Source organism: uncultured Psychrobacter sp. (assembly GCF_947500265.1).
In the GTDB taxonomy this organism is placed as follows: domain Bacteria; phylum Pseudomonadota; class Gammaproteobacteria; order Pseudomonadales; family Moraxellaceae; genus Psychrobacter.
This window is the reverse complement of the sequence record NZ_CANMRN010000008.1, coordinates 91,088-113,629: the sequence shown is the minus strand read 5'-3', so window position 1 is coordinate 113,629 and position 22,542 is coordinate 91,088. Positions and strand designations below refer to the sequence as shown.

The 22,542-nt window shown below is 43.0% G+C and carries 21 protein-coding genes; 9 read left to right on the top strand and 12 right to left on the bottom strand.

What is annotated here, in order from left to right; all coding sequences use genetic code 11:
- The first annotated feature begins 86 nt into the window (after positions 1-86).
- A complete protein-coding gene (locus tag Q0788_RS11700; RefSeq protein WP_298810868.1) occupies positions 87-533 on the top strand; it encodes a DoxX family protein in 447 nt (148 codons plus the stop codon).
- Between the two features lie 88 nt (positions 534-621).
- Positions 622-1,449 carry a class III extradiol ring-cleavage dioxygenase gene (locus Q0788_RS11695; RefSeq protein ID WP_298810865.1) on the top strand — a complete coding sequence of 276 codons (828 nt, stop codon included), beginning with the start codon at positions 622-624 and terminating at the stop codon, positions 1,447-1,449.
- A gap of 231 nt (positions 1,450-1,680) precedes the next feature.
- Here Q0788_RS11695 and Q0788_RS11690 read toward each other — a convergent pair whose 3' ends face one another.
- Complete coding sequence (locus tag Q0788_RS11690) at positions 1,681-2,565, bottom strand: LysR family transcriptional regulator (RefSeq protein ID WP_298810862.1); 885 nt, start codon at positions 2,563-2,565, stop codon at positions 1,681-1,683.
- A 174-nt stretch (positions 2,566-2,739) separates the two neighbouring features.
- Between Q0788_RS11690 and Q0788_RS11685 the strand changes: the two genes are divergently transcribed.
- Complete coding sequence (locus Q0788_RS11685; protein ID WP_298810859.1) at positions 2,740-3,876, top strand: alkene reductase; 1,137 nt, start codon at positions 2,740-2,742, stop codon at positions 3,874-3,876.
- 217 nt (positions 3,877-4,093) lie between these two features.
- Complete coding sequence (locus Q0788_RS11680; RefSeq protein WP_298810858.1) at positions 4,094-4,315, top strand: hypothetical protein; 222 nt, start codon at positions 4,094-4,096, stop codon at positions 4,313-4,315.
- Positions 4,316-4,350: 35 nt separating this feature from the next.
- Here Q0788_RS11680 and Q0788_RS11675 read toward each other — a convergent pair whose 3' ends face one another.
- The 7 genes from Q0788_RS11675 to Q0788_RS11645 all read right to left on the bottom strand — a co-directional run bounded on the left by Q0788_RS11675 (position 4,351) and on the right by Q0788_RS11645 (position 10,076).
- On the bottom strand, positions 4,351-4,818 hold the full coding sequence (locus Q0788_RS11675; protein ID WP_224737935.1) for a DUF305 domain-containing protein: 468 nt from the start codon (positions 4,816-4,818) through the stop codon (positions 4,351-4,353).
- A gap of 43 nt (positions 4,819-4,861) precedes the next feature.
- Positions 4,862-5,875 (bottom strand): copper resistance protein B, encoded by a 1,014-nt coding sequence (locus Q0788_RS11670; protein WP_298810857.1) that lies wholly within the window; start codon positions 5,873-5,875, stop codon positions 4,862-4,864.
- A gap of 25 nt (positions 5,876-5,900) precedes the next feature.
- On the bottom strand, positions 5,901-7,601 hold the full coding sequence (locus Q0788_RS11665; RefSeq protein ID WP_298810856.1) for a copper resistance system multicopper oxidase: 1,701 nt from the start codon (positions 7,599-7,601) through the stop codon (positions 5,901-5,903).
- Between the two features lie 119 nt (positions 7,602-7,720).
- Entirely contained in the window at positions 7,721-8,374 is a 654-nt protein-coding gene (locus tag Q0788_RS11660) for a DUF411 domain-containing protein (protein ID WP_298810854.1), read from the bottom strand.
- A gap of 155 nt (positions 8,375-8,529) precedes the next feature.
- Positions 8,530-9,123 carry a cytochrome c gene (locus tag Q0788_RS11655; RefSeq protein WP_298810853.1) on the bottom strand — a complete coding sequence of 198 codons (594 nt, stop codon included), beginning with the start codon at positions 9,121-9,123 and terminating at the stop codon, positions 8,530-8,532.
- A 194-nt stretch (positions 9,124-9,317) separates the two neighbouring features.
- The gene (locus Q0788_RS11650) at positions 9,318-9,614 is read right to left on the bottom strand and encodes a hypothetical protein (RefSeq protein WP_298810851.1); all 297 of its coding nucleotides are present in this window, start codon (positions 9,612-9,614) and stop codon (positions 9,318-9,320) included.
- Between the two features lie 177 nt (positions 9,615-9,791).
- Positions 9,792-10,076, bottom strand: coding sequence for a hypothetical protein (locus Q0788_RS11645; protein ID WP_201569095.1), 285 nt, complete (start codon positions 10,074-10,076; stop codon positions 9,792-9,794).
- Positions 10,077-10,296: 220 nt separating this feature from the next.
- On the opposite strand from Q0788_RS11645, the gene Q0788_RS11640 reads away from it, so the two are divergent.
- The 3 genes from Q0788_RS11640 to Q0788_RS11630 all read left to right on the top strand — a co-directional run bounded on the left by Q0788_RS11640 (position 10,297) and on the right by Q0788_RS11630 (position 13,918).
- Positions 10,297-11,019, top strand: coding sequence for a heavy metal response regulator transcription factor (locus Q0788_RS11640; protein ID WP_057760064.1), 723 nt, complete (start codon positions 10,297-10,299; stop codon positions 11,017-11,019).
- Between the two features lies 1 nt (position 11,020).
- Complete coding sequence (locus tag Q0788_RS11635) at positions 11,021-12,565, top strand: ATP-binding protein (protein WP_298810846.1); 1,545 nt, start codon at positions 11,021-11,023, stop codon at positions 12,563-12,565.
- A gap of 225 nt (positions 12,566-12,790) precedes the next feature.
- Complete coding sequence (locus Q0788_RS11630) at positions 12,791-13,918, top strand: M14-type cytosolic carboxypeptidase (protein WP_298810844.1); 1,128 nt, start codon at positions 12,791-12,793, stop codon at positions 13,916-13,918.
- A gap of 176 nt (positions 13,919-14,094) precedes the next feature.
- On the opposite strand, the gene Q0788_RS11625 is transcribed toward Q0788_RS11630, so the two are convergent.
- From Q0788_RS11625 to Q0788_RS11610, 4 genes are all read right to left on the bottom strand, one after another.
- Positions 14,095-14,526 (bottom strand): DUF6789 family protein, encoded by a 432-nt coding sequence (locus Q0788_RS11625; protein ID WP_298810842.1) that lies wholly within the window; start codon positions 14,524-14,526, stop codon positions 14,095-14,097.
- Between the two features lie 428 nt (positions 14,527-14,954).
- Positions 14,955-16,385, bottom strand: a complete 1,431-nt coding sequence (locus Q0788_RS11620; RefSeq protein ID WP_298810841.1) for a patatin-like phospholipase family protein — start codon at positions 16,383-16,385, stop codon at positions 14,955-14,957.
- A gap of 278 nt (positions 16,386-16,663) precedes the next feature.
- Complete coding sequence (locus tag Q0788_RS11615) at positions 16,664-17,638, bottom strand: EamA family transporter (protein WP_298810838.1); 975 nt, start codon at positions 17,636-17,638, stop codon at positions 16,664-16,666.
- A 255-nt stretch (positions 17,639-17,893) separates the two neighbouring features.
- A complete protein-coding gene (locus Q0788_RS11610; RefSeq protein ID WP_298810836.1) occupies positions 17,894-19,273 on the bottom strand; it encodes a PLP-dependent aminotransferase family protein in 1,380 nt (459 codons plus the stop codon).
- 265 nt (positions 19,274-19,538) lie between these two features.
- On the opposite strand from Q0788_RS11610, the gene Q0788_RS11605 reads away from it, so the two are divergent.
- Together Q0788_RS11605 and Q0788_RS11600 are read left to right on the top strand one after the other, a co-directional pair.
- Entirely contained in the window at positions 19,539-20,720 is a 1,182-nt protein-coding gene (locus Q0788_RS11605; protein ID WP_298810835.1) for an MFS transporter, read from the top strand.
- A gap of 274 nt (positions 20,721-20,994) precedes the next feature.
- Positions 20,995-22,212, top strand: coding sequence for an acetamidase/formamidase family protein (locus tag Q0788_RS11600; protein WP_201569086.1), 1,218 nt, complete (start codon positions 20,995-20,997; stop codon positions 22,210-22,212).
- Positions 22,213-22,542 lie beyond the last annotated feature (330 nt).

The following is a 22,542-nucleotide window of genomic DNA, read 5'->3' as shown; positions in this document are numbered from 1 at the left end:
TACTCTTTTATAGCGTTGATAGTAAAGTGTGCCTATATCATTTTCGACACTATTTATTCTAATCATACGTTATGGAGTAAGCATCAATGAAATCATCACTATTAGATACTATTTTGACATCAAAAGCTGGAGCAGCGGCCTTAGTGCTTCGGGTACCCGTTGGCCTGATTTTAGCAGCCCATGGCGCCCAAAAGTTGTTTGGTTGGTTTGGTGGCAATGGATTGGCAGGCACTGCCCAGTGGTTAAGCAGTATGGGTATGGAGCCTGGCTACTTGATGGCGATATTGGCAGGTGGTGCTGAGTTCTTCGGTGGTCTGGCTCTGGTATTAGGTTTGCTAACCAGACCAGCTGCTTTAGCCGCAGCCTTTACCATGTTGGTGGCTATTTTTTCTGTCCATATCAGTAATGGGCTGTTCGCTGATAATGGTGGTTATGAATACGCATTAACCTTGATGGTAGCTACGCTTGCTTTAGCCATCCAAGGTGGCGGTTCCTTCAGTATGGATAAGGTATTATCAGAAAAATTAGGATAGGTTTTATAGTTGTAAATGGTTTTATTCAATTTTCGTGAATAAAGCTGTTTAATTAGAGCCATTTAATAAAAGCAACAAGGGGAAAGCCATGACCACACTTTTATCTAATGAGCCAGTCAGCCAGCCTGTACTGTTTATACCGCATGGTGCAGGGCCTTGTTTTTTTATGGATTGGCAACCAGCGGATACGTGGCATGAGATGGCAATTTTTTTAAAGGGCATTTCTGCTCGTTTGCCTGAGCGACCAAAGGCTATCTTAATCATTAGTGCCCATTGGCAGACGGCTGAATTTAGTATCACCGCTGGCAAGCAACCTGATCTCATTTATGATTATTATGGCTTTCCTGAGCATACTTATAATTTGACTTATCCAGCCTCAGGCGCGCCAGCATTGGCGGAGCAAGTCAGTAGTCTACTGATAGAGGCCGGGGTAGGTAATAAACAAGATGCGGAGCGCGGTTTTGATCATGGGGTATTTATACCGCTTAAGCTAATGTTCCCTGAGGCAGATATTCCAGTGGTGCAGCTATCTTTGCGTCATGATTTAGACCCACAAGCGCATTTGGCTGCTGGTCAGGCATTGGCGTCATTACGTACAGAGGGTGTGCTAATCGTCGGTAGCGGCATGAGCTTTCATAATATGCGCGGTTATGGCGATACCAGTTTTACTGAACCATCAGAGCGTTTTGATGAATGGCTAACGAATACTGTAGAATCAGCAGATTCGGATAAACGACTCACGGCCTTGGCCAATTGGAAAAATGCTCCTCACGCGCTTGACTCACATCCGTTAGGGGCAGAGGAGCATTTGTTACCGCTTATGATAGCGGTGGGTGCAGCAGGGAGTGATGCAGGTCGCAAAATCTATTCTGAGCAAGTGCTAAAAACGCAAATATCAGCCTTTCAGTTTGGTTGAATATGTTGAAACGTTTAATGCGTGGTATTTCAGCATGATTATCAAAAATAAAATATCCTTTGAATCTCAGACTCAAAGGATGTTTTATGTTAATAGAGCAGTTATTAACAATATATCAAATAAGAGATAACATCTTCTATTTGATATATTTTGCCACTACATTATTTCCGTCAAGCTCAAGTTTAAGAATGTTCGATGTCGTTTCAAAGTTGGCTATAGCTAAGTTAATTACTATAGATTTCGTAATTGCTCGATTAACCAACGATGTATGCCACTGTCAGCAGTACGTGGATGCCATGCCGCGATGACTTTAAAAGTGGGGGGCAACGCTTCAACCTTAAGCTCTTTGACCTTACTGCTCGGCAATAGCCGCGAAGGATAAAACGCAATCATGTCAGTCGTGTGCAAAATATCTGGTACAGCCGAAAAGCTTGGAACTGACATCACAATATTTCGTTTTAGACCTTTTTCTGCAAACCATTGATCATGAGAGCCACGTAAATTAGCACGCGAAGGTGACACGACTAGCTGCGCGTGTGCAGCCACTTGCGCCAGCGTTAATGGCTCTGTGGTAAAGGTATTTTCACAACCCGTCACGCATAAATGTTGTTCTTCAAATAAAGTCACATACGATAAGTTATCAGGGATAAATTCAGGAAAGGTAATTAACAGATCAAGCTCGCCTGCTGCAATCAGCTGATTGATATTGTCTGAGGCAAAATCGCGTACGATTAACTTCAAATCTGGTGCGTCGCGTCGCGTAATATTAAACAATTGCGGTAATAATGCCTGCGTCGCATAGTCAGTCGCGCTAATCGTAAATATGCCCTTGTATGTTTGCGGCGTAAAAATCTCTGGCTCCAACAGCCCCTCTAATTGTTTTAGTATGTGGTCAATGGGTTGCTGCATCGACAGGGCTTTTGGCGTTGCCACCATGCTATTCCCTTGACGAATAAACAAACGATCATCAAACACCTCACGTAACTTACGCAACTGCTCACTGATGGCTTGTTGGGTCAGCCCCATTTTGCGCGCGACTTGTGACAGGTTTTTCAGATCAAGCAGCGCCTGCAATACTCTAAGTTGCTTGATATCGAGCCGATTCATACCATTCATAATTTCATACCATTAATAATTGTATCTTAAACAAGAAACGGTTGTTTCTAATTGTACCTGCAAAACGCTATGCTGACCAACATTGCTTAAGTAGCCACTAAATGAGCTATTAAGCATCAAAACAGGCCAAATACCTTTAATAATAAGCCAACAGCTGCTTTAAAAGAGACCTCTATGACACAAACCATTCTAAACACAAATACACTATTTTCCTCTGTAGAACTTGGGCCTTATACGCTTAAAAACCGCATCGTCATGCCGCCATTGACACGCTCTCGTAGCACGCAACCTGACAATATCCCTAATGACTTAATGGCCAGCTATTATGCACAGCGTGCGACAGCAGGCTTTATGGTGACGGAAGGTACGCAGATTGAGCCAAGAGGTCAAGGTTATGCTTGGACGCCAGGTATTCATTCACCAGCCCAAGTTGAAGGCTGGAAAAAAGTCACGCAAGCAGTACATGACAAAGGCGGTATTATTTTTGCTCAGCTTTGGCATGTTGGGCGTGTGTCTCATACCAGTTTGCAGCCTAATGGTGCTCAGCCGGTAGGGCCATCAGCGATCGCTGCTGACAACGTAAAAGTCTTTATTGAAACAGGCCCAGGTGCAGGTGCATTGGCTGATCCAAGTGAGCCACGCGCACTCAGTACTGATGAGGTTGGTGAACTGGTAACGATGTATGCGGCAGCCGCACGCAATGCATTGGAAGCGGGTTTTGATGGGGTAGAGCTGCATTGTGCTAACGGTTATTTGGTCAATCAGTTTATCTCTGAGCATAGCAACACCCGTGATGACCAATATGGTGGGTCGTTGACCAATCGTCTGCGTTTCTTAAAAGAAATCGTGGCTGCTGTCAGTGATGTGGTGGGTGCTGATCGTTTAGGCGTACGCTTTGCGCCTTTGTTTGCGAGTACGGATGAGACACGCGTGTATTTAGGATTGGTAGAGTCAGATCCTCATCATACGTATATTGAAGCGATTAAAGTCCTTGAGCAAGCGGGCATCGCTTATTTGTCAATTGCAGAAGCTGATTGGGATAATGCGCCTGATTTACCAGACACTTTTTATCAAGCGGTCAGAGCTGAGTTCTCAGGACGTATTATTTATGCTGGCAAATACACGGTACAAAAAGCCGTAAACATTTTAGAAAAAGGCTACGGTGATTTATTCGCGTTTGGTCGTCCTTTTATCGCTAATCCAGATTTACCCGAGCGTATTGCTAATAACTGGCCATTGAATGAGGCAGACCCTGCCACTATGTATGGTGGTACTGATGTTGGCTATAGTGATTATCCTTACTATCGTTAATCCTCGATAAAAGAGTGACAGCTTTAACCTCGCTTGAAGTACCACAGTTACATCTGCACTCGGTTGCCTTGACTCTCTTTTAAACTGAATCAACTATATTAATAATAGCGAAGCATTTAAACAGTGACTGAGATAAGGCCATCAATGGCCTTATCTCTATTTATAAACTCAATGCTTTTATATAAGCAGAGGCTTAATCATCAATCGGTATCATGCCATGAATCAGAATTCCAAAGACAGACTGATACGCATATTGGTAGGGTATGTTGGACTTTATCCAACGCTCCTGATCGTATTGACGTTATTGAAGCCTTTGACTCAAGGCTTAAGCCTACCAGTGGTGGTATTAATTGAAGCTATCATACTCGTTCCGCTGACACAGCTAGTTTCCTTCCCACTAGCAGGCTGGGTCATTGAGCGTCTGAGCAGAAAAAAGTAATCGCTTTTCGCAGCGTTCACTGGTACACCATTCTCTTATTCAAGCTCATCAATCAACTGTTTCATTTCATCAATTTCACGTTTTTGAGCTTTTATAATATCATCAGCAAGCTGTTGCACACGCGGATCTTCAATATCAGCGCGACTACTGGTGAGAATGGCAATCGAGTGATGCGGTATCATCGCCTGCATCCAATCGACTTGATCGACAGTCGCTTGAGATCTAACGCCCCAAATACCAACTGCAAACATCAATACACTTAGACCATAGATCATCAAATTGACCTTGGTCTTCTTATACATATTGGTCATAAATGCCAACATGACGACTGCCATACCGGCACCCATGTATAGCGCCATATAAGCTCGGGTTTCACTAAAGTAAATGTGATCCCACTGGTAGGTATTGAAGTACATCATGATATACATGATGACAGTCGATGTCAGAATCATTAAGGTAAATTTTACATAAGGGTTCATATTTTTTTGCTTAGCAGCTTCCATGATATGACCTCCATTGTTTTGTTAAATTAAAATGGGTAGACAGCTAAAACCAGAATTTAACTCCCGCAGTCAAACTACTGCTATCAACTGATTCATTTTCTTGACGTCGTTGGCCACGAGCCTTGCCAAGCGCTGTCTCATAACTAACACCCACATAAGGGGCTAGCTGGCGATTGAACGTTTCGTAAGTCAGCCTGACCTCAGTTTCCATCTCATTTAAGCCCTTGGTAATACCATTATCATGGTCATCTTTACTAAAGGCTGTCAATCCAACCTCCGGTATGACAACCCAATGCTGATCCAAACGCCATTCGTACTCTGCGCCCAAATCAAGACGAAGTTGACCATCGGTATATAAGTAGGCTCTCGCATCCGTTTCGATAAAATAAGGCGCGGTACCGACAATACCTGCCATTACGGCAGCGTTATCGTTTTCAGTATCGTAAGCGACACCAGCTTCACCATTCCAAAAAATGCTCAGTGGTTTCCAATAAGCAAGGGAGCTTAAGCTATCGATTTCTTTATCATCTTTAGTCTGAGCACTACCTTCCGTGCGTAGTCTTATACGATTGCTATCAGTACCGTACCAACCCGTCGCCTCGAAGTTGATTTGATCTTCATCAAACTGATAGCCCAAGTCGTCTACTGAGACTCCCCATAATGGCATGCTGCCCATCATCATGGGCTTACCATACTGCCCGTATGGTACCCCATTTGAATAGTCTGGACTGCGAGCATCAGCCGGTGGCTGCCCACCCTGCATCCCTGACATATCCATACTGCCATGATCCATGCCACTGTGATCCATACCCGACATATCCATGCCACTGTGGTCCATATCAGACATATCACCCGACATATCCATGCCACTGTGGTCCATATCAGACATATCACCCGACATATCCATGCCACTGTGGTCCATATCAGACATATCACCCGACATATCCATGCCACTATGATCCATATTCGACATCTCAGCAGCTGTTGCAAAAGGTGATGTGAGCAAGACTAGCGATGACAAACCAATGAATGACAGATTTTTCTTAGATATTTTCATAATAAGCCTCATATTCGAAGGTTTGTTAAACGACGGCAACTTCTCGGAACATACCAGCTTCCATGTGATACAGCAGATGGCAATGCCACGCCCATCGTCCAACTTCTCCCGTCACATCGAAGCTAATCTTTTGCGCAGGCTGCACCACAATCGTATGTTTACGTACTTGAAAGTCTCCAGATGGCGTGCGCAAGTCACTCCACATTCCATGCAGATGCATAGGATGGTTCATCATCGTGTCATTGACTAAGGTAATACGTACGCGTTCGTTTGGCTTAATATTGACAGGCGTTGCATCCTTAAACATGACACCATCCAACGCCCAAATATAGCGCTCCATGTTACCCGTTAAATGTAACTCAATCTCTCGGGTAGGCTTGCGCTGCTCCGCAAATATAGCCTCATCCACGGAACGTAATTGGTCATAAGTCAAAACCTTTCTATCAATATCACGCAGGTTAATACCGGGATCATCGAGGTTCATACGTGGACTGTCGACACGCATGTCAGATTTAAAGTCATACTCGGTCTTAGCATGCTTTGCTTTGTAGCCTTTATCACCCATCGCACCCATCATATCGGCCATGGTTAACCATTCGATCTTGTCCAGAGCAGGTGTGGCAGCTCGCGCGCCTTTTTTAGTTGCAAGCGTAGTCGCGACATAGCCTGAACGATCGATGTTTTGGGCAAATATGGTATGTGCATCTTGAGTAGGCGTGACGATGACATCATAGGTCTCAGCCACGCCAATGCGGAAATCATCAATCGCAACGGGTGCGACATCAATACCATCTGTTGCTACCACAGTCATCTTGAGACCCGGTATACGCACATCGAATATCGTCTGTGCTGAGGCATTGATAAAGCGTAATTTAACGGGCTGTCCTGCTTTTACTAGTTGTGTCCAATTAGCCGCTGTGGTCTTACCATTCATCAGATAGGTAAAGGTCTTTTCGCCAGATAAATCAGTAAAATCCGTCGGCATCATGCGCATCTGATTCCACATTTTGCGCTTGTCATAAGCGGCTTCTAAATCTGTTGCGGCGATATCAGACAATAGTTTTTTGAAGTCTGGCAGATGATAATTATCAAAGTCAGCGCGCTGTTTGAGCAACTTCAAGAGATTGTGCGGATCGCGGTGCGTCCAATCACTCAGCACGATCACATGGTCTTCTGCGACTGGATGACGCTCACGGCCTTTTGGCTCAATCACGATAGCACCCAGCATACCGGTTTGCTCTTGGAACCCACTATGAGAGTGATACCAATAGGTGCCTGATTGTTTAAGTTTGAATTTATAAGTAAAGGTGCTGTTCGCGGGAATGCCATCAAAACTGATACCTGGTACGCCATCCATTTCAAATGGGACGAGCAGACCATGCCAATGAATAGAGGTCGACTCATCCATCTGATTATGAACACGAATAGTTACTGTATCGCCTTCACGCATCTTTAGCGTTGGTGCTGGTAGCGAGTCATTAATCAGCGTTGCCATACTCGACTTGCCATTGACAGTGACAGGCTTCTTGCTGACATACAGGTCAAACTCATTACCGGTTAGGATAGGTACGATATGGTCAGATTTATCACTGTTGACGGCTACATTCTGCTGGCCTTTACCGAGCGCACTATTGGCAATAGACGGCAGGGTGGACAGCATGGATGCCCCTAACAAGGTAGAAGATCCTGTCAAAAAACGCCTGCGGTTAAGCATAGTTTTGTTCATAATTATTCACCTGATTTATGTCCATAGAGTGAGAGTTGAGTCTATATATCTATCAGCTAAGCCTATGTCTTTAGCTGCTTATTAATAGAGCTGGATAAGCTATTTAAACGACAACCAAGCTAGATTTGCTGCTGCGGTGAGTCAATAGTTGCATAAATAGCTGTTGAGCCATCTTTATTAAGCTGCATCACTTTATACGGCATAAATTTATCTTGATATTCCATACCTGGGCTACCAACTGGCATGCTCGGTACGGCAAGACCGATCGCATCACTTGGCGGGTTTTTTAGGAACTGCGCCATATACTTAGCAGGGACATGACCTTCGAAAACGTAGCCATCAGTAGTGACGGTGGTATGGCAAGAGCGCATTTGCTGCGGTACGCTGTATCGCTCTTTAAACAAGGACACGTCTTCGACATTCTGTGCGGTTGCGTTTAGACCATGACCTTCGGCATAACCGACCCATTCTTTGCAACAGCCACAATTGGCATCTTTATAGACGGTGGCTGAGATATTTTTTAGGATAGTTGATTGGGTATCTGAAGGAGCGCTAATAGGTGTCATTTCAGCTGTTGGTTGGTCCGTGTGCGTAGTTTGCACGTTTTGCGTAGCAACAGTTGGCTCAGTCGCTGGTGTTGAGTCAGCAGCAGCGGAGTTAGGTTGACTACAAGCGGCAATCGTTAACGATAATGGCAATACCACGATCGCCGAGAGCACACGGCCAGATATCAGATTATGTTCATTAATAAATCTATTAGTATAGCGTCTCATAAAACCACTCCCGAGCGTCTGTCTGACGATTAAATATTATAAAAATTAGAGCCATATCACTGGATAAAATAGCACTGGACAAAATAGTGCTAGCAAAGCTTAAAACTCAAATCGCAAAAAGCAGCACTATTGAGCACTGCATTTTGTACAAAAAATCAATGTTGCATTTCGGATCCATTACCTGACATATCCATCTCACCATCAAATGACATATCCAACATACTATCGTCTAACCGAGTCGTTAGCATGGTGTACTGGTTTTCATTCAAGTCAGGTAACGATCTAATAAAAGCGACCATCGCCCACATCCTATCATCATCGTGAGTAGCGCCCCAAGCGGGCATGCCAGACGCCATAATGCCATGTTTAATCACCCAAAAGCTTTGTCTGGCACCAGCCTCGTTTTGATAGCGCTTAACGATATCCGCCTCAGTAAAGTTAGGAGGCTTTGGGTACATACCGCTATTTAAATCTGTGCTGTTGACGCCGGGAGACAAATGACAGCCTGCACACATATCTTTGTAATCTGCACCGCCCGAGCTGATCATCTCCGCCTTTTTTAAATTGGGAACCAAAATATTCTTACTGGCATGTTCAATTGAGCGTGTGCGGGCAGTTTCTAAAAAATCGTAAACCAGCGGACTATGAGCTCGATCAGCACCGATATTTATCATGCCACTAGTCACAGTAATAAAAATACCCGTAATAGCGACAAAGACAGTAAAAAGTATTCCTAACAAAAACTTCATAGGTTTGTCCTAAAAATCCATTTTCTTTAATATCCCATTACTGCTTGATCAGCTTCTCTGACAATATAGTCAAGTCTATATAAATCCGCTACAGCGTCATCCTCGCTAAGCATACTAATGTATAACTTGCACTCGGTTTCCTTGTATCGAAATTATATTGAACTGACTATAGTGTTGAACTTATAAATTGATATTTAAGAGTCGCTATCGCTGCTCACACAGTGCTTTTGGTACATCGCTTTCATTTTGCTCATGTTAGCCATCATGGCTTTCATAGCAGGATCATTCATATCCATTTTGCTATGATCCATTTTTTGCATCATCTGCATATGCTTTTGCATTTTCTCACAGTTCATTTGGTCTTTTTCAGCATGCATTTTTGGATCATGTGCCAACGCAGAGGTTGAAACAACTAAGGCTATAGCAGTTGCTACGATTGATTTAGACAGTGGCATTGATTTGAGCAGTGGCATTGATTTGAATAGTGACATGGTAAATCCTTATTTGATTTGGTATGTAGTCGAAAAGACTTTAAGATATTAAGTTACTTTAAAGCATACTTTAGTGATTCTGACAGAGAGATGACGGTAAGATTACAATTCTGTCATCTTAGTATTTATGGTTTTTAATGTTGTCAGTAATCCTTTAGTATGACATCAGAGCTGATATCACTTATCGCTACCATATTTATTGATAAAGTATTTTTCAGATTGTAGATGTTGATCTTTGTGTTCAATCTCACAAGCCACTCTCGCATCGATATAGCTTTTCATTTGTGAATTTGAGAGCTGAGCATCGTTATGATCCAAGTTTTTTGCAAACTCAGTCACAGCATCGCAGTTATTGATGATTGAGGTGCTTAGATCAGTCGTATGCGCATTGGCAGTGGTAGTACCAATAAGTACAGAGACTGATAGCAGTACTGCTTTTTTGAATGAGCCGTGAATTTTCATATAAAACCTCTTTTGTAAGTTGTTTACATTGATTACCGATAAAAATAATTCATCGTAGCTAAGTATCGAAAACGAGCAGCTATTTATCGTTTATGTAGGTTAGCAAAATAAAACTGACAGTCTGATTACGAGCACATGACATCTTTGTCAGTTACCCATCAATGTTGTCACCTGTGCTGGTTAGAACGTTAAACAATCATGACCGTATTGAGGAATCACAATGAAAGTACTGCTGGTAGAAGATGAATTGAAGCTTGGCGAGTATATAAAAAAAGGCTTAACCGAAGCTGGGTTTATCGTGGATCATCAGCTAACAGGATTAGATGGCTATCATGCATTGATGACGGAAGAATTTAGCGTGATATTGATGGATGTGATGCTGCCTGATGTTAGTGGCTTTGAGCTGGTGCGTAATTACCGAGCGGCTGGCAAGCATACGCCTGTGCTATTTCTAACCGCAAAAGATGACTTAAGTGACAAGATAAAAGGGATTGAGATTGGTGGCGATGATTATTTGACCAAGCCTTTTGCCTTTGCAGAATTGATCGTCAGGATGAAAAGCTTATTACGACGTGCCAATCAAGCCGACTATCAAAGTACGATTATGCAAATAGCGGATCTTAAGATGGACATTGGTAAGCGCACGGTGCATAGAGGAGATAAGCCTATTAAGCTCACGGCAAAAGAGTTTTCCTTACTACAGTTTTTATTAGAGCGCCGCGGTGAAGTGCTTCCACGCTCAATCATCGCTTCCCAAGTATGGGATATGAACTTTGAAAATGATACCAATGTGATTGATGTGGCGATAAGGCGTCTTCGTATAAAAATAGACGATGATCATGACGCAAAGCTGATTCATACGGTGCGCGGGATGGGCTATCGGTTAGAGGCTGTCGATACAGCGCTTGATAGCAAACCATCTCACGAAGCTGGCAATGTCTAATATGAAATATAGGTTTGATAATCGGCGCTTGCCGCTATTATGGCGTACTGTGCTGTTGCTCACGATATTTGTTGTTATATCGCAGGTTATTATTTATATATGGATACAGCGTTCTGTTAAAGGCCATTTCGAGCAAATGGACGCTGAGATTATGACCCATGCGGCTTTTAATCTACGTAAACGAGTGATAGATAGTAGCCCTATAACTTCTCAAACCCTACCTAGCTCTCAAAATCCATTGAATAGTCAACAGCCGCTAAGAGCGGCACCTGACATAAAATTTGATGGAAATACTTCTACCGCAGTGATATCAGAGGAAGCTGATCATCAGCATTCTTCTTGGCTAGATTACGATCTAAAAACCATTATCGCTAATAAAGAAGGGCAGATACTGTCTAGTACACCCAATAACTTTGCTCAAGAGCTAGGAGAGGGGTTTAATCTGTCATCACTGAAACAAGATAATGATAAGCAACAGTTTGTGATGAATATCAATAGCCGATACTATCGAGCAATGGTCATTGAAGACGACAAAATGCTCGCGCTTATCGCATTGCCTATAGATGTGCATCATCAGTATTTATTACAGTTCAATCGTCAGCTTAGTATGATTTTGTTCGCGATTACCTTGTTGCTCGTCTCAGTAGCGGCGTTGGGTGTGTACTGGGGTTTTGCACCTTTGGCGACCATCGTCCAAAAAATGAAAACAATGAATCCTGAAAGGTTGGATGACAGAGTCACGGTCAGTGATATGCCGTTAGAGCTGCGACCACTAGCAGAATCTTACAACTCAATGATGGCCAAGCTTGAAAGTAATTTTGAATCATTGTCACGGTTTTCAGACAATATCGCCCATGAGCTGCGCACTCCAATAGCGACACTCAGCACGCAAACGCAAGTCATGTTAAATAAACCGAGAGCGGGCGATGAATATATTGAGCAGCTACATCATCAGCATGACACGTTAGAGCAGCTGTCAGCCATGATAAATAATATGTTGCTGCTGGCAAAAACCCAAAAAGGATTGAGTGACTCGCAAATCAGTCATGTGGATACGGAAAATTTAATCACCAAGCTCGTTGATTACTACGAAATGATTGCAGAGGACCGAGGTATCGCTATTGAAACCAAAGGTGAGTTCAGCGCTGTCTTAGGAGATAAAAGTTTATTACAAAGGCTCTTTGCTAATCTGATATCGAACGCGATTTATTATGCTGCTCAAGATAGCGTTATAACCATTAGGGCAGATAGAGTAAACTCAGATGAGATGGTGGGCACAACGATAACCAGTTTTCAGCAATCAAAACAAGATATTCTACGAATGACCATCACCAACCAATTAGATGAGCCGTTGACACAAAGTGAGGCAGATAAGTTGTTTGAGCGCTTCTATCGACATCACAAAACAATAGATCGCCATACAGGAACAGGTTTGGGGCTATCTATCGTACAGTCTATCGTTGGGGCGCATAACGGTAACGTCAGTATTACTATAAAAGATGATGATTACTTTCAAGTGAGTGTCGAGTTATTGGCGGACGTTTAATCTTTTATTAGTCAATGATAGATATTCAATCTGAATAGATAGATTTGGCAAGTGATTGCCTTGAAAACGAGCTGGTAATGACCAAGTAAATGTATATCTAATGCCTCATACAAAGTTAGAGATTATTAAAAACTAGAAATTATTAAAAAGCAGTAGTTAGAACGGCAAGTCGATAACGAACATAATACTTAAAACACAATCATAAAAATCAATTAGGGAATGACTATGCATATCACGGCTAATTTCGATGCAGGCAACATTGACATTATTAATGCAGATGACAAAAAAGACATTCAATTAGCGATTCGCCCAGATGTTGGTGGCGAGTTCTTTCAGTGGTTTAACTTTCGTCTGTCAGGTCAAATAGGTGAGCAGTATGTTCTCAATATTCTGAATGCGGGAGAGGCCTCTTATCTGGAGGGTTGGGAGAACTACCAAGCGGTGGCTTCTTATGATCGTCAGCATTGGTTCCGTCTGCCAACGTCTTATAAAGATGGCAAATTGACCATCGTGGCAGAGTTAGAGTGCGAAACCATTCAGATTGCGTATTTTGCGCCTTATAGCTATGAGCGTCATCAAGATTTATTGGCCGCTGTGCAAGTGCATCCGCTAGTGACGTTAGAGCATCTAGGCGAAACGCTTGATAAACGTGACCTTACTTTGGTCAAAATTGGTGATGGAGATGCTAGTAAGCGCAATATATGGATTACTGCTCGTCAGCATCCAGGTGAGACGATGGCTGAATGGCTGATCGAGGGTTTGTTGTATAGCTTGTTAGATAGCGATAATGCGACTGGCAAACAGTTGTTAGACAAGGCCAATTTTTATATTGTCCCTAATATGAACCCTGATGGCAGTGTACGTGGTCACTTGCGTACTAACGCTGTCGGAACCAACCTAAACCGTGAATGGCAAAGCCCAAGCTTAGACAAAAGCCCTGAAGTATTTTATGTGATTAATAAAATGGAAGCGACGGGCGTGGATCTATTTTATGATGTGCATGGTGATGAAGCATTGCCATACGTATTCCTCGCTGGTTCACAAGGGACGCCAAGCTACAGTGACCGTCTTGCTGGACTACGTGATAAGTTTTCAGACGTATTAAAGTTAGCCAGTGCTGATTTTCAGTCTGAGATTGGTTATGAGATTGATGCGCCGGGTGCTGCCAATATGACCGTTGCCACCAATTGGGTAGCAGAGCGTTTTGATTGCCTCGCTAATACGTTAGAGATGCCATTTAAAGACAATGATAATCTGCCCGATGAAGAGATGGGTTGGTCGCCCGAGCGTTCTATCAAATTAGGGGAAGCATCACTGATAGCAATGCTGGCTGTCGTGGATGACTTACGATAACGATAAAAAAAGCTGCAGAAAATAAAAAGCTGCTAATGATGGCCGAGTGTTTTAGTGGTCATCGTTAGCAGCGTATTTCAAATAATTCCAAGTGCACTTAAGTTTATACTTTTAATGTTGATTTTTGATATCGAGTTTCAATCAAATATTCTTATAGCTGATTGGTGTTTAAGTTTTTAGTGTGCGGCAACCAGCTTGGCATAAACTTTGCCCAATACTACACCAAATACGAGATGTAGCATAAGAGTAGCGATGGGAATCATAATGCCGCTTGGCATAGATAAACCAAATAAGCCATTGCCCATCATGGGCATAATAGCAATCATCATCATAAACCAACCAATTGCACCTACCATTGCGCCAGTCAGCGTAAAGTTCTTACTCCTATCCGTACCTGCTATCAATGCCATGACGATACCATAGCCGATCGATCCGATCATAAAGTGAGCAATCCACGCTATTATGTGACTGCCACCCATCATCGATGCGAGCATCGCAATAATGTCCAAATCAGGCATGAGGCCTATTGCACTTTTTAGCATGAGAAGTAGCGACATAACGATGGTCGCGATAAAAGCAGCTATTATTCCAGCCATATATTTGTTCATAGTAGTCATTCCTTTTTCAGGTTTGAATCGTTATTATTTTCTTAACGTTTTTAATTTTGGTTATTATCCAGTCGTAATACATTGGAGATAGACGGCCGCTTATATATACGGTAGAGATATTGAAGAATATGGGTGATCTTCAAGACTATCGTGTACTACCTGCCAAGTATTAAAAACCCCAATATGTATCGTTCCTACGATAAAAGGTCTTGAACAGTCATTCAAGTAATTTTGAGTAATCGTTCAATATTACTTGTAACCACAAGTACGCTATAAATATTCAGTTCGAAGAGAAATGAGGTGGATATAGTAAATAGAGATAAAGGTAGAAAAATGCGGTAAATGTAGGCTGGCATGCTACCAGTCATGATACTGCGTATGCGTTTTGAAAATCACGCATACTTGGTTATTGGCAAGCACGATGACGGTCATTGGAGGGCATTGCGGAAATTTTGAAACTCTTTAGATTGTTCAAGTAAATCACTGCCCAAATAGCGTAGATCATCTACTTGTTCAGGTTGTAAATGAAAAGTGGTCGGCATGGCATCGAACTTTGCACGCTCTGTTTTATCTTTGACTTGATCAAAGGTTAATACGGAGAAATGCACTTCTACCTGAGGCGCACTTGCAGGTCGCTGAGCATTTACATGCTCTCCCCATTGTAAAAATTCTTTTTTGGCCAATGAGACAGTTTCGTTATTTAGTGTGCCTAGTGCGACTTCACTCGCCGCTGAAATGGTATCAAGAAAACTCGGGTCTTTATTTTCTACTGACCACTCATGCTCTGAGTAGGTCTGAGCATTGGCTACAACGACCAGTACTTGTTTGACTTGGCGTAATTTCGCAGGACTGAAGGCACCTGCCATGTTGGGCACATCGCCATATTGGGTCACAGGACTCATCATTGAGCCGCGCACGCCTAGATTATCAGTCACCCCGCCATCTACCAAGCGCACTACTGGCATCCGCTCTGGCTGCGAATACCGATCTAACGCGCGAGCTATCGCATAACTACGCGGCAAATGACTGTCTTGATTTAGTGCGTCATTGACCCAAGGCTGCGAGCGCTGCGAACAATCAGAAAAGTTGTGTAGGGCAATAGGGGCAAAGATGCCAGGGACTGAGGAAGAGGCCATCACCGCATTGGCAACTGGGTAGCTTGATAAATCCGAACACAAAAAGTCGAACTGTTGCTGAGTAAATGAAAAAGTCATGGCGTTGTTTAGATCACTTGCATTTAGGATAACGTAAGGCAATTTTCCACGGCTCATATCAGCAAAGGTCTTTTGTTGAAATAGACTGTTGTCTAAATTGTCAGCCACTAAATCCCCACGATTGTATTCAGAACTGCTCATCGCTATTAGGCTTTGCGGACGTATCGCAAGTCTAATCAGTCGTGATTGCCAGTCTTCATACAAAAATTCTGGAGCAAACTTCTCAAAAATGTCATCGCCAAATAGCCCATAATAAGCTGCCGTGTAGCTCCCGCCAGATACTGAAGAGATCACATCTACCTCATCTAATAGTCGGCGCTCTACGCCATTGATAGTTACTGGTGTATCACGTAGCTTTTCTAGCACCCCGTAGCTGAGTGCTGCTGCCCGTGTACCACCGCCAGAAAAGGCAAGTACAACAAAGACTTCGTCTGAGTTTTTTGGGAGGTTGTTATGAAAGTCATAACGAGCAGTGCTCTTATCTATAATAGGCTTGTTCCAGACTCGTTTTGCGCAACCAGTGAATAACAGCGAGATAACAATGATGATAAATAAAAAAAACGCAAAGCATAATCGAGGTGAAACCATCAGTTTTGAGAGTTTCTGCAGCAGACGATCATAGTAAGTCGGTATGTCTATACGCATGCAAATCACCTCAAAGTTTGTAGACTATGGTTCGCTCTGTATTTTTTACTTGATGACAGAGCAAATCACGTCAGTTTTCGACTTCCATGTCGGTTGTGACTTAACACTTAAGAGCAGTAAACTTAAGGGCAGTAGGCACCTTATAAATATGACGTATATAAAACAAAGCTGATATAGATTGATTTCTTACTAGTATCAGTCACGGTGGGAAATTTAATTACTATGAATAAACCTTAACTGGACGGTAATAGCGAGTCAAGATAAAACTGAGTAACCATTCAAATAGCCCTTCTTTTCATTTTCATCTTCACATTTGCTAATAGCAGCCCTGATAAGATCAACATCATGGCCAGCATCTTCCACCAAGTCACCACTTCTCCTGTGAGTAGTACTGAGGTCACCATACCGAATACGGGCACCAATAGTGCAAACGGCATAACCTTGGAGGCGGTATTTTGACTGAGTAAGTGTGCCCACAGACCAAAGCCAATTAAGGTTGAGATATAGACGATAAACCCAAGTGAGAGCCAAGACTTGAGTGATGCTTCAGTAAACGTCGCCAGCTGCCATGCATCAGTCTCAAATGTAAGAGAAGATATCGTCAACATCACGCAAGCAATGAGACCGCCCCAGACTACCAGCGCTAGCGCAGACAGAGCAGAGGCTTTATTTTTTCCAGTGCTAGATGTAGCAACAGATACCCTCATTCCTTGCTGCATCGCTTTTAGAGCCGTTTGCTCTGACGCTTTTTCTGAGGTCTGTTTTGATGCTTGCTTGGAGGCAATATTACCAAAGCTCCAACCGATGGCCGCAATCAAAATACAGATGAACCCTGCCAAAGGCATATCACCGCCAAGGTTTAACGCAATCACGCTGAGTCCTAGTACACCGACCAACATACCGACGATTTGCATACGGCTGACTGCTTCACCCAATATAAAGTACGCTAGCAATACCGTGATAAAAATCTGAATTTGTAGCAGTAGTGCCGTCAGCCCCGGGGATGAACCCAGATGCATCGCTGTAAATACAAAGGCGTACTGCATGACAAATGTACCGATGGCATAAATAAACAAGTTACGGTTGAATTTAGGCGGCTTTAGAAACAATACCAGTGGCACAGCAGTAAAGAAAAAACGCAGGGCGGTAAGCATCAATGGTGGAAAGCTCTCAAGACCCCACGCAATAAAAGTAAAATTTACGCCCCAGATAAAGGTAACCAGTACAGCCAATGCAGTATATATAGGGGACATATGAGCTATCCTAGAGAAATAGTATCCGTTGTCGGGGATGGTTGGATTTAATTGTGTTCGGCTTATGTTTGGCTGATATTTAGGCTTAGAATTATAGTCGAAAGGTCACTATATAATAAGAAGGTGCTAGCACTATAGCCGATTCAATTTAAAAGTAGTACAAGGCAACCGAGTGTAGATGTACATGTGATACTTCAAGCGAGTTTAACGCTGTAATACTTTTATAGTGGAATGACTATATAAGTCTCTGATTGGTCAGTCTAACGATTGAGCCAATACCTCGAAAACTTTTGAATGACTCATTTGTGCCACATTGAATCGCATAAAGTTTTCAGCATTGTCCGATTGGCTAAAAACATTGCCTGGCGCCAAGACCACACCCTGTGATAAACAGCGATTGGCCAATTCGGTCGCATTATTATTCTCAGGTAATCGGCACCATAGGAACATACCTGCTTGTGGGAGCAGCCACGGTACGATGCCTAATTTGGCCAATCGTGGTAGCGTATGAGTACGCGCGCTTGCCAGCCGAGTATGGATATCATTCATATGCTTACGGTAGCCGCTATCAGTCAACGCTGAGAACACAACTGCCGCTGCTAGCTGACTGCCACCAAAGCCAGTCGCTATCTTTAAATCTACCAAACTCTCAACCCACTCTGTAGGCGCTGCAATATAACCACAGCGTAGGGATGCGGATAACGTTTTAGAAAAACTGCCGATATAGAATACTCGTGATAATCCATCTAAAGCCGCCAATCTCGCCGCAGGCTTGACTTCAAAATCTGCAAAAATATCGTCTTCGATAATGTACAAACCAGCCGCTTGAGCCAATTGTAATACACGGTATGCCGTAGCAGGTGATAACGTTGCACCCGTAGGATTGTGAATGGCAGCATTGGTGATGTATAGGCGCGGCTTATGCTCATCTAAAATCGCTGCAAAGGCCTCTACATCTGGCCCGTTTGGCGTGTAAGGGACACCAACCACTTTGACTCTATGGGCAAGCAACTGTGCTCGAAAATTAAAATAACAAGGATCATCGACGATGACTGTGTCACCTGGCGTCAGCAAAAATCGAAAAATCAAATCTATCGCCTGAGTGCCTGAATCCGTCAATATGACCTGTGACGGTTCTGCATTGATACTCAATCCTGCCATACGCCGCGTGAGTAATTGGCGTAATGCTAACAGCCCTAGCGGCGTTGCATACTCACTGATAATAGACGCGTCAGCTTTTGCTACATTTCGCAGACCACGGCGTATACCTGCCTCAAACAGCCAATCCGCTGGTAACCAACCGCAGCCTGGCTTTAGCGCTCCCTCAGGTGGCTCCAGCGACTGCCGTGATACCCACAACGGATCTACCACTCGCTCAATTTTTGGTGCTATATCTGTCAATGATAGCGGCGCTGTCGTCTCTGCCACATAGAACCCTGCACCAGGGCGAGAGTAGATAAAGCCCTCAGTTTGCAGGCGCTCGTAGGCTTCAACCACGGTCGATGGTGAGAACCCATAATCTTTGGCAGCGGCACGGACGGAGGGTAGTCGCGACTCTGGCATGTAGATAACGGTCGCTATTTTCTCTTTTACATCAGCCATGACAACTTCGATGCGTGTTAGCTTCTTATTCATATTTTTTACAATTTTTGGTAAGGCGGCTTTTATGAAGGTCTTATCTCAAGGTTACAGCTATGACGATATATGGGTAGGATATCCCAACTGTATGGGTTTTATAGACCAAACAGTTCTGTCTAATTGTACTGTATTGTATATAGATAACCTACTGTACTTTTGTTTTAATTATTGAACGTAAACGATGTGGAGGTAAATGTGTTTCTATTGTGAACCGCACTTACCTCAGTCAATTTAACGATTGTTCTTCAAAAAGCAGTGATATATGACCACAAAAAAATATAATAAATATCTGGCTTTTGCCTTATGTGTGATAACGACAAGCGTCAATATCCAAGGGCCGCTTTATGCCGTTTATGCACACAATGATGGCTATGGCGTACTAGCGACCACGATAGCGTTCTCCTTTTATGTATTAGGCGTCATACCTGTATTGTTAGCGTTTGGTGGATTGTCTGATCGTATCGGACGGCGCAAGGTGATTTTAATCTCTCTAGTACTATCGATAGCAGCGACGGCTCTTATGTTGTTTTATCCATACACGCGAGCGCTAGCAGTAGCGCGATTCATACTTGGTGTTGGAACAGCTCTAATGGCTGCGACGGCGACTGCCTATATGATTGAGCTGCTCGGCTCAACAGATACGATGCGTGCGACAGCGTGGGTGACGGCCAGTACAACGATAGGTTTTGGTCTTGGCCCTGTATTGACGACGGTTTCTTTGATGTTTTATGAAACCGATCAGCCAGCCAGTTTTTTCTTACTGCTAGCGAGCGGGCTGTTCGCTATGTTTTTGTTATATCAATTACCAGAGACAGCACCTAAACGCACTAATTTGCCCACCTCTATGCTACGGCTACCTTATTTTAACCGTGAAGTCATTTGGTATGGCAGCGGTATTTTGATTTGTTGGGCGACGACAGGATTGGTATTATCAGTTATTCCCTCAGTGCTGGCCACGCATGGACTGGCTAAATATGCAGGGATATCCTCTATGTTAGCCATCAGTTGTGGATTGATCGTTCAGCCAATCGCCCGAAAGCTTGACCCTCAAGTTTCAAGCAAGCTTGGTCTTCTGATCTTACTACCAGCTTATGCTTTATTGGCTTGGGGGACGTTGAATGCCAATCTACCAGTCATTCTTTTGGCGGCATTTTTGGCCAGTACTAGTTGCTATGGCTTTGTCTATTTGGGCGGTATGTTAGGAGTCGCACGCTCTGCTGGAAATGAGCAGGCACGTGCAAGTGCAGGCTATTTTCTGATGGCATATATAGGGTTTAGTGTACCCGTCATCTTTACTGGTTTGATTGTGGATAGGTATGGTCCTGCTACTGCGTTCTACGCCTTTGGTGTGTTTTCATTAGTTGGTGTGATTGTCTTATTTGCCAGTCAACCTATATTGAGAATTGGACGTCGTTCGAACGCCAATTTGCATAGCGTGTCTTAAAATAAGATTGATAATGCAGTTTTCTATTCATTATCGTTTCATTTAATATTTTTTAATTCAATACCTTTTAATTTAATACCTCTGCACGCAATGTCTATGCTCTAAAATAATGCTCTTTTTTTGCTGAGGCACCACGATAAAGCAAACAATTGTATCAATATAGTGCTTTTGCCACTAAGTTTAATAGAAAACGCCATTTTGCCCATGGCATAGAACTTGCCCTTTATACAGGTATGACAATATTGTCATGTTTTAACTAAAGAGGGTATGTTCTATGTTCAAAAAAACCATTCTTTCACTGTTTATTCTAAGCGCGTTTGGTATATCAGTATCCCAAGCAGAAGACTTTACGGTTCTCAAGCAAATAGCAGATAAACCTACTCAGTTGAGTAGTGGTGAATATAAAGGCAATTACTATGTACCTTCTACTTTAGACACCATAACATGGGGATATTTGCCCAACAGAGACGCCAGCCCCGTTATGTCTGTTACCTCTGGTAGTGTGGTGACTTTTGATACCGTCTCACACGAAGGTCTGCTCGAAGATCAGGGCCGTGATGCAGCAAAATACTTTAAGTCAAAAGGGGTCAAAGACGACTTTATTTTAGATGAAGCAAAAACAATAACAAAATCAAAATTAAAACATGACTTTGATAAAGATGGTCCACATATCGTGACAGGCCCTATCGAAATCAAAGGGGCGCAACCAGGCGATATCCTAAAAGTAGAAGTCATCAACGTTGAGCCGCGCGTGCCGTATGGTGTCATCTCTAACCGCCATGGCAAAGGCGCATTGGCAGGCGAGTTTCCCAAAAAAGCAAAACAAGATAATGCGTCTGCCGCTCACCCTGAGCGCTATGGCAATGTCTCCGTATTTACGCCTATCGAAAAAAATGCTAAAGGTGAATACGAAGGTATCCTAAAAACAGATTCTGGTAAGTCTATACGTTTTCCACTCAGTCCATTTATGGGTCTAATGGGTGTCGCAGCAAACACCTCAGAGCGAGTACATTCAGTTCCACCTGCTATGTATGGCGGCAATATTGATATCAACGAATTGGGTGCAGGGGCAACGGTTTATTATCCGGTACAAGTGGCAGGTGCACTGTTTTATACAGGTGACAGTCACTTTGCCCAAGGCGATGGCGAGGTTGCATTGACTGCCCTTGAAGCATCTGCTCGGGCCACTTTTAAGTTTACACTGCTAAAAGCAGGTAAGGATAAGATACCAGGTAAAGAGATTGTGCAACCTTTGGCAGAGAATGCTGAATTTTGGATCACGCCAGGGCTAGATGAAGATTTGGATGAGGCGATGAAGAAGTCTACTCGTGAAGCGATTCGTTTCTTAAATCAAGAGTATGGTATTGATGAGGCAATCGCTTATGCTTACCTAAGTGCAGCGACAGATTTTGAAGTATCGCAAGTCGTGGATAAGACCAAAGGTATTCACGCCAAAATTCGTAAAGCAGATTTTAAAGAATTTGAAAAATAGTAAGAACTAACACTCTCAATTTTAGAAAAAAAGCCCTTTATACTGATATAAAGGACTTTTTTACATTCATTATATTGGTTTTAAAAAAGGCGAATGTGACTAGAGACACAGCAACGTTCTATTTTTCTATACTCGCAGAGTGGAGATGAATGGAGCAGATAAAAATAGATTCGAGTAAAGCATAAAACAGCAAAAGAAACTCCGCTGCTGAATATATGTGATTTTGTCCACCCTAAAAGCAATTTTGTGTACTGCGCCAATATTAGCTATGAATATAATAACTTCCTGAATCGCTAGAGGGGCAAACCTCCCTTCTAAAAATAATCACAG

Bases quoted from the DNA above. Each gene is read 5' to 3' on its own strand.
- Q0788_RS11650 (WP_298810851.1), bottom strand. From the start codon at position 9,614: ATGTCACTATTCAAATCAATGCCACTGCTCAAATCAATGCCACTGTCT.
- Q0788_RS11640 (WP_057760064.1), top strand. From the start codon at position 10,297: ATGAAAGTACTGCTGGTAGAAGATGAATTGAAGCTTGGCGAGTATATA.
- Q0788_RS11625 (WP_298810842.1), bottom strand. From the start codon at position 14,526: ATGAACAAATATATGGCTGGAATAATAGCTGCTTTTATCGCGACCATC.
- Q0788_RS11665 (WP_298810856.1), bottom strand. From the start codon at position 7,601: ATGAACAAAACTATGCTTAACCGCAGGCGTTTTTTGACAGGATCTTCT.
- Q0788_RS11655 (WP_298810853.1), bottom strand. From the start codon at position 9,123: ATGAAGTTTTTGTTAGGAATACTTTTTACTGTCTTTGTCGCTATTACG.
- Q0788_RS11685 (WP_298810859.1), top strand. From the start codon at position 2,740: ATGACACAAACCATTCTAAACACAAATACACTATTTTCCTCTGTAGAA.
- Q0788_RS11610 (WP_298810836.1), bottom strand. From the start codon at position 19,273: ATGAATAAGAAGCTAACACGCATCGAAGTTGTCATGGCTGATGTAAAA.
- Q0788_RS11660 (WP_298810854.1), bottom strand. From the start codon at position 8,374: ATGAGACGCTATACTAATAGATTTATTAATGAACATAATCTGATATCT.
- Q0788_RS11695 (WP_298810865.1), top strand. From the start codon at position 622: ATGACCACACTTTTATCTAATGAGCCAGTCAGCCAGCCTGTACTGTTT.
- Q0788_RS11680 (WP_298810858.1), top strand. From the start codon at position 4,094: ATGAATCAGAATTCCAAAGACAGACTGATACGCATATTGGTAGGGTAT.
- Q0788_RS11635 (WP_298810846.1), top strand. From the start codon at position 11,021: ATGAAATATAGGTTTGATAATCGGCGCTTGCCGCTATTATGGCGTACT.
- Q0788_RS11620 (WP_298810841.1), bottom strand. From the start codon at position 16,385: ATGCGTATAGACATACCGACTTACTATGATCGTCTGCTGCAGAAACTC.
- Q0788_RS11600 (WP_201569086.1), top strand. From the start codon at position 20,995: ATGTTCAAAAAAACCATTCTTTCACTGTTTATTCTAAGCGCGTTTGGT.
- Q0788_RS11605 (WP_298810835.1), top strand. From the start codon at position 19,539: ATGACCACAAAAAAATATAATAAATATCTGGCTTTTGCCTTATGTGTG.
- Q0788_RS11675 (WP_224737935.1), bottom strand. From the start codon at position 4,818: ATGGAAGCTGCTAAGCAAAAAAATATGAACCCTTATGTAAAATTTACC.
- Q0788_RS11615 (WP_298810838.1), bottom strand. From the start codon at position 17,638: ATGTCCCCTATATATACTGCATTGGCTGTACTGGTTACCTTTATCTGG.
- Q0788_RS11645 (WP_201569095.1), bottom strand. From the start codon at position 10,076: ATGAAAATTCACGGCTCATTCAAAAAAGCAGTACTGCTATCAGTCTCT.
- Q0788_RS11700 (WP_298810868.1), top strand. From the start codon at position 87: ATGAAATCATCACTATTAGATACTATTTTGACATCAAAAGCTGGAGCA.
- Q0788_RS11690 (WP_298810862.1), bottom strand. From the start codon at position 2,565: ATGAATGGTATGAATCGGCTCGATATCAAGCAACTTAGAGTATTGCAG.
- Q0788_RS11630 (WP_298810844.1), top strand. From the start codon at position 12,791: ATGCATATCACGGCTAATTTCGATGCAGGCAACATTGACATTATTAAT.
- Q0788_RS11670 (WP_298810857.1), bottom strand. From the start codon at position 5,875: ATGAAAATATCTAAGAAAAATCTGTCATTCATTGGTTTGTCATCGCTA.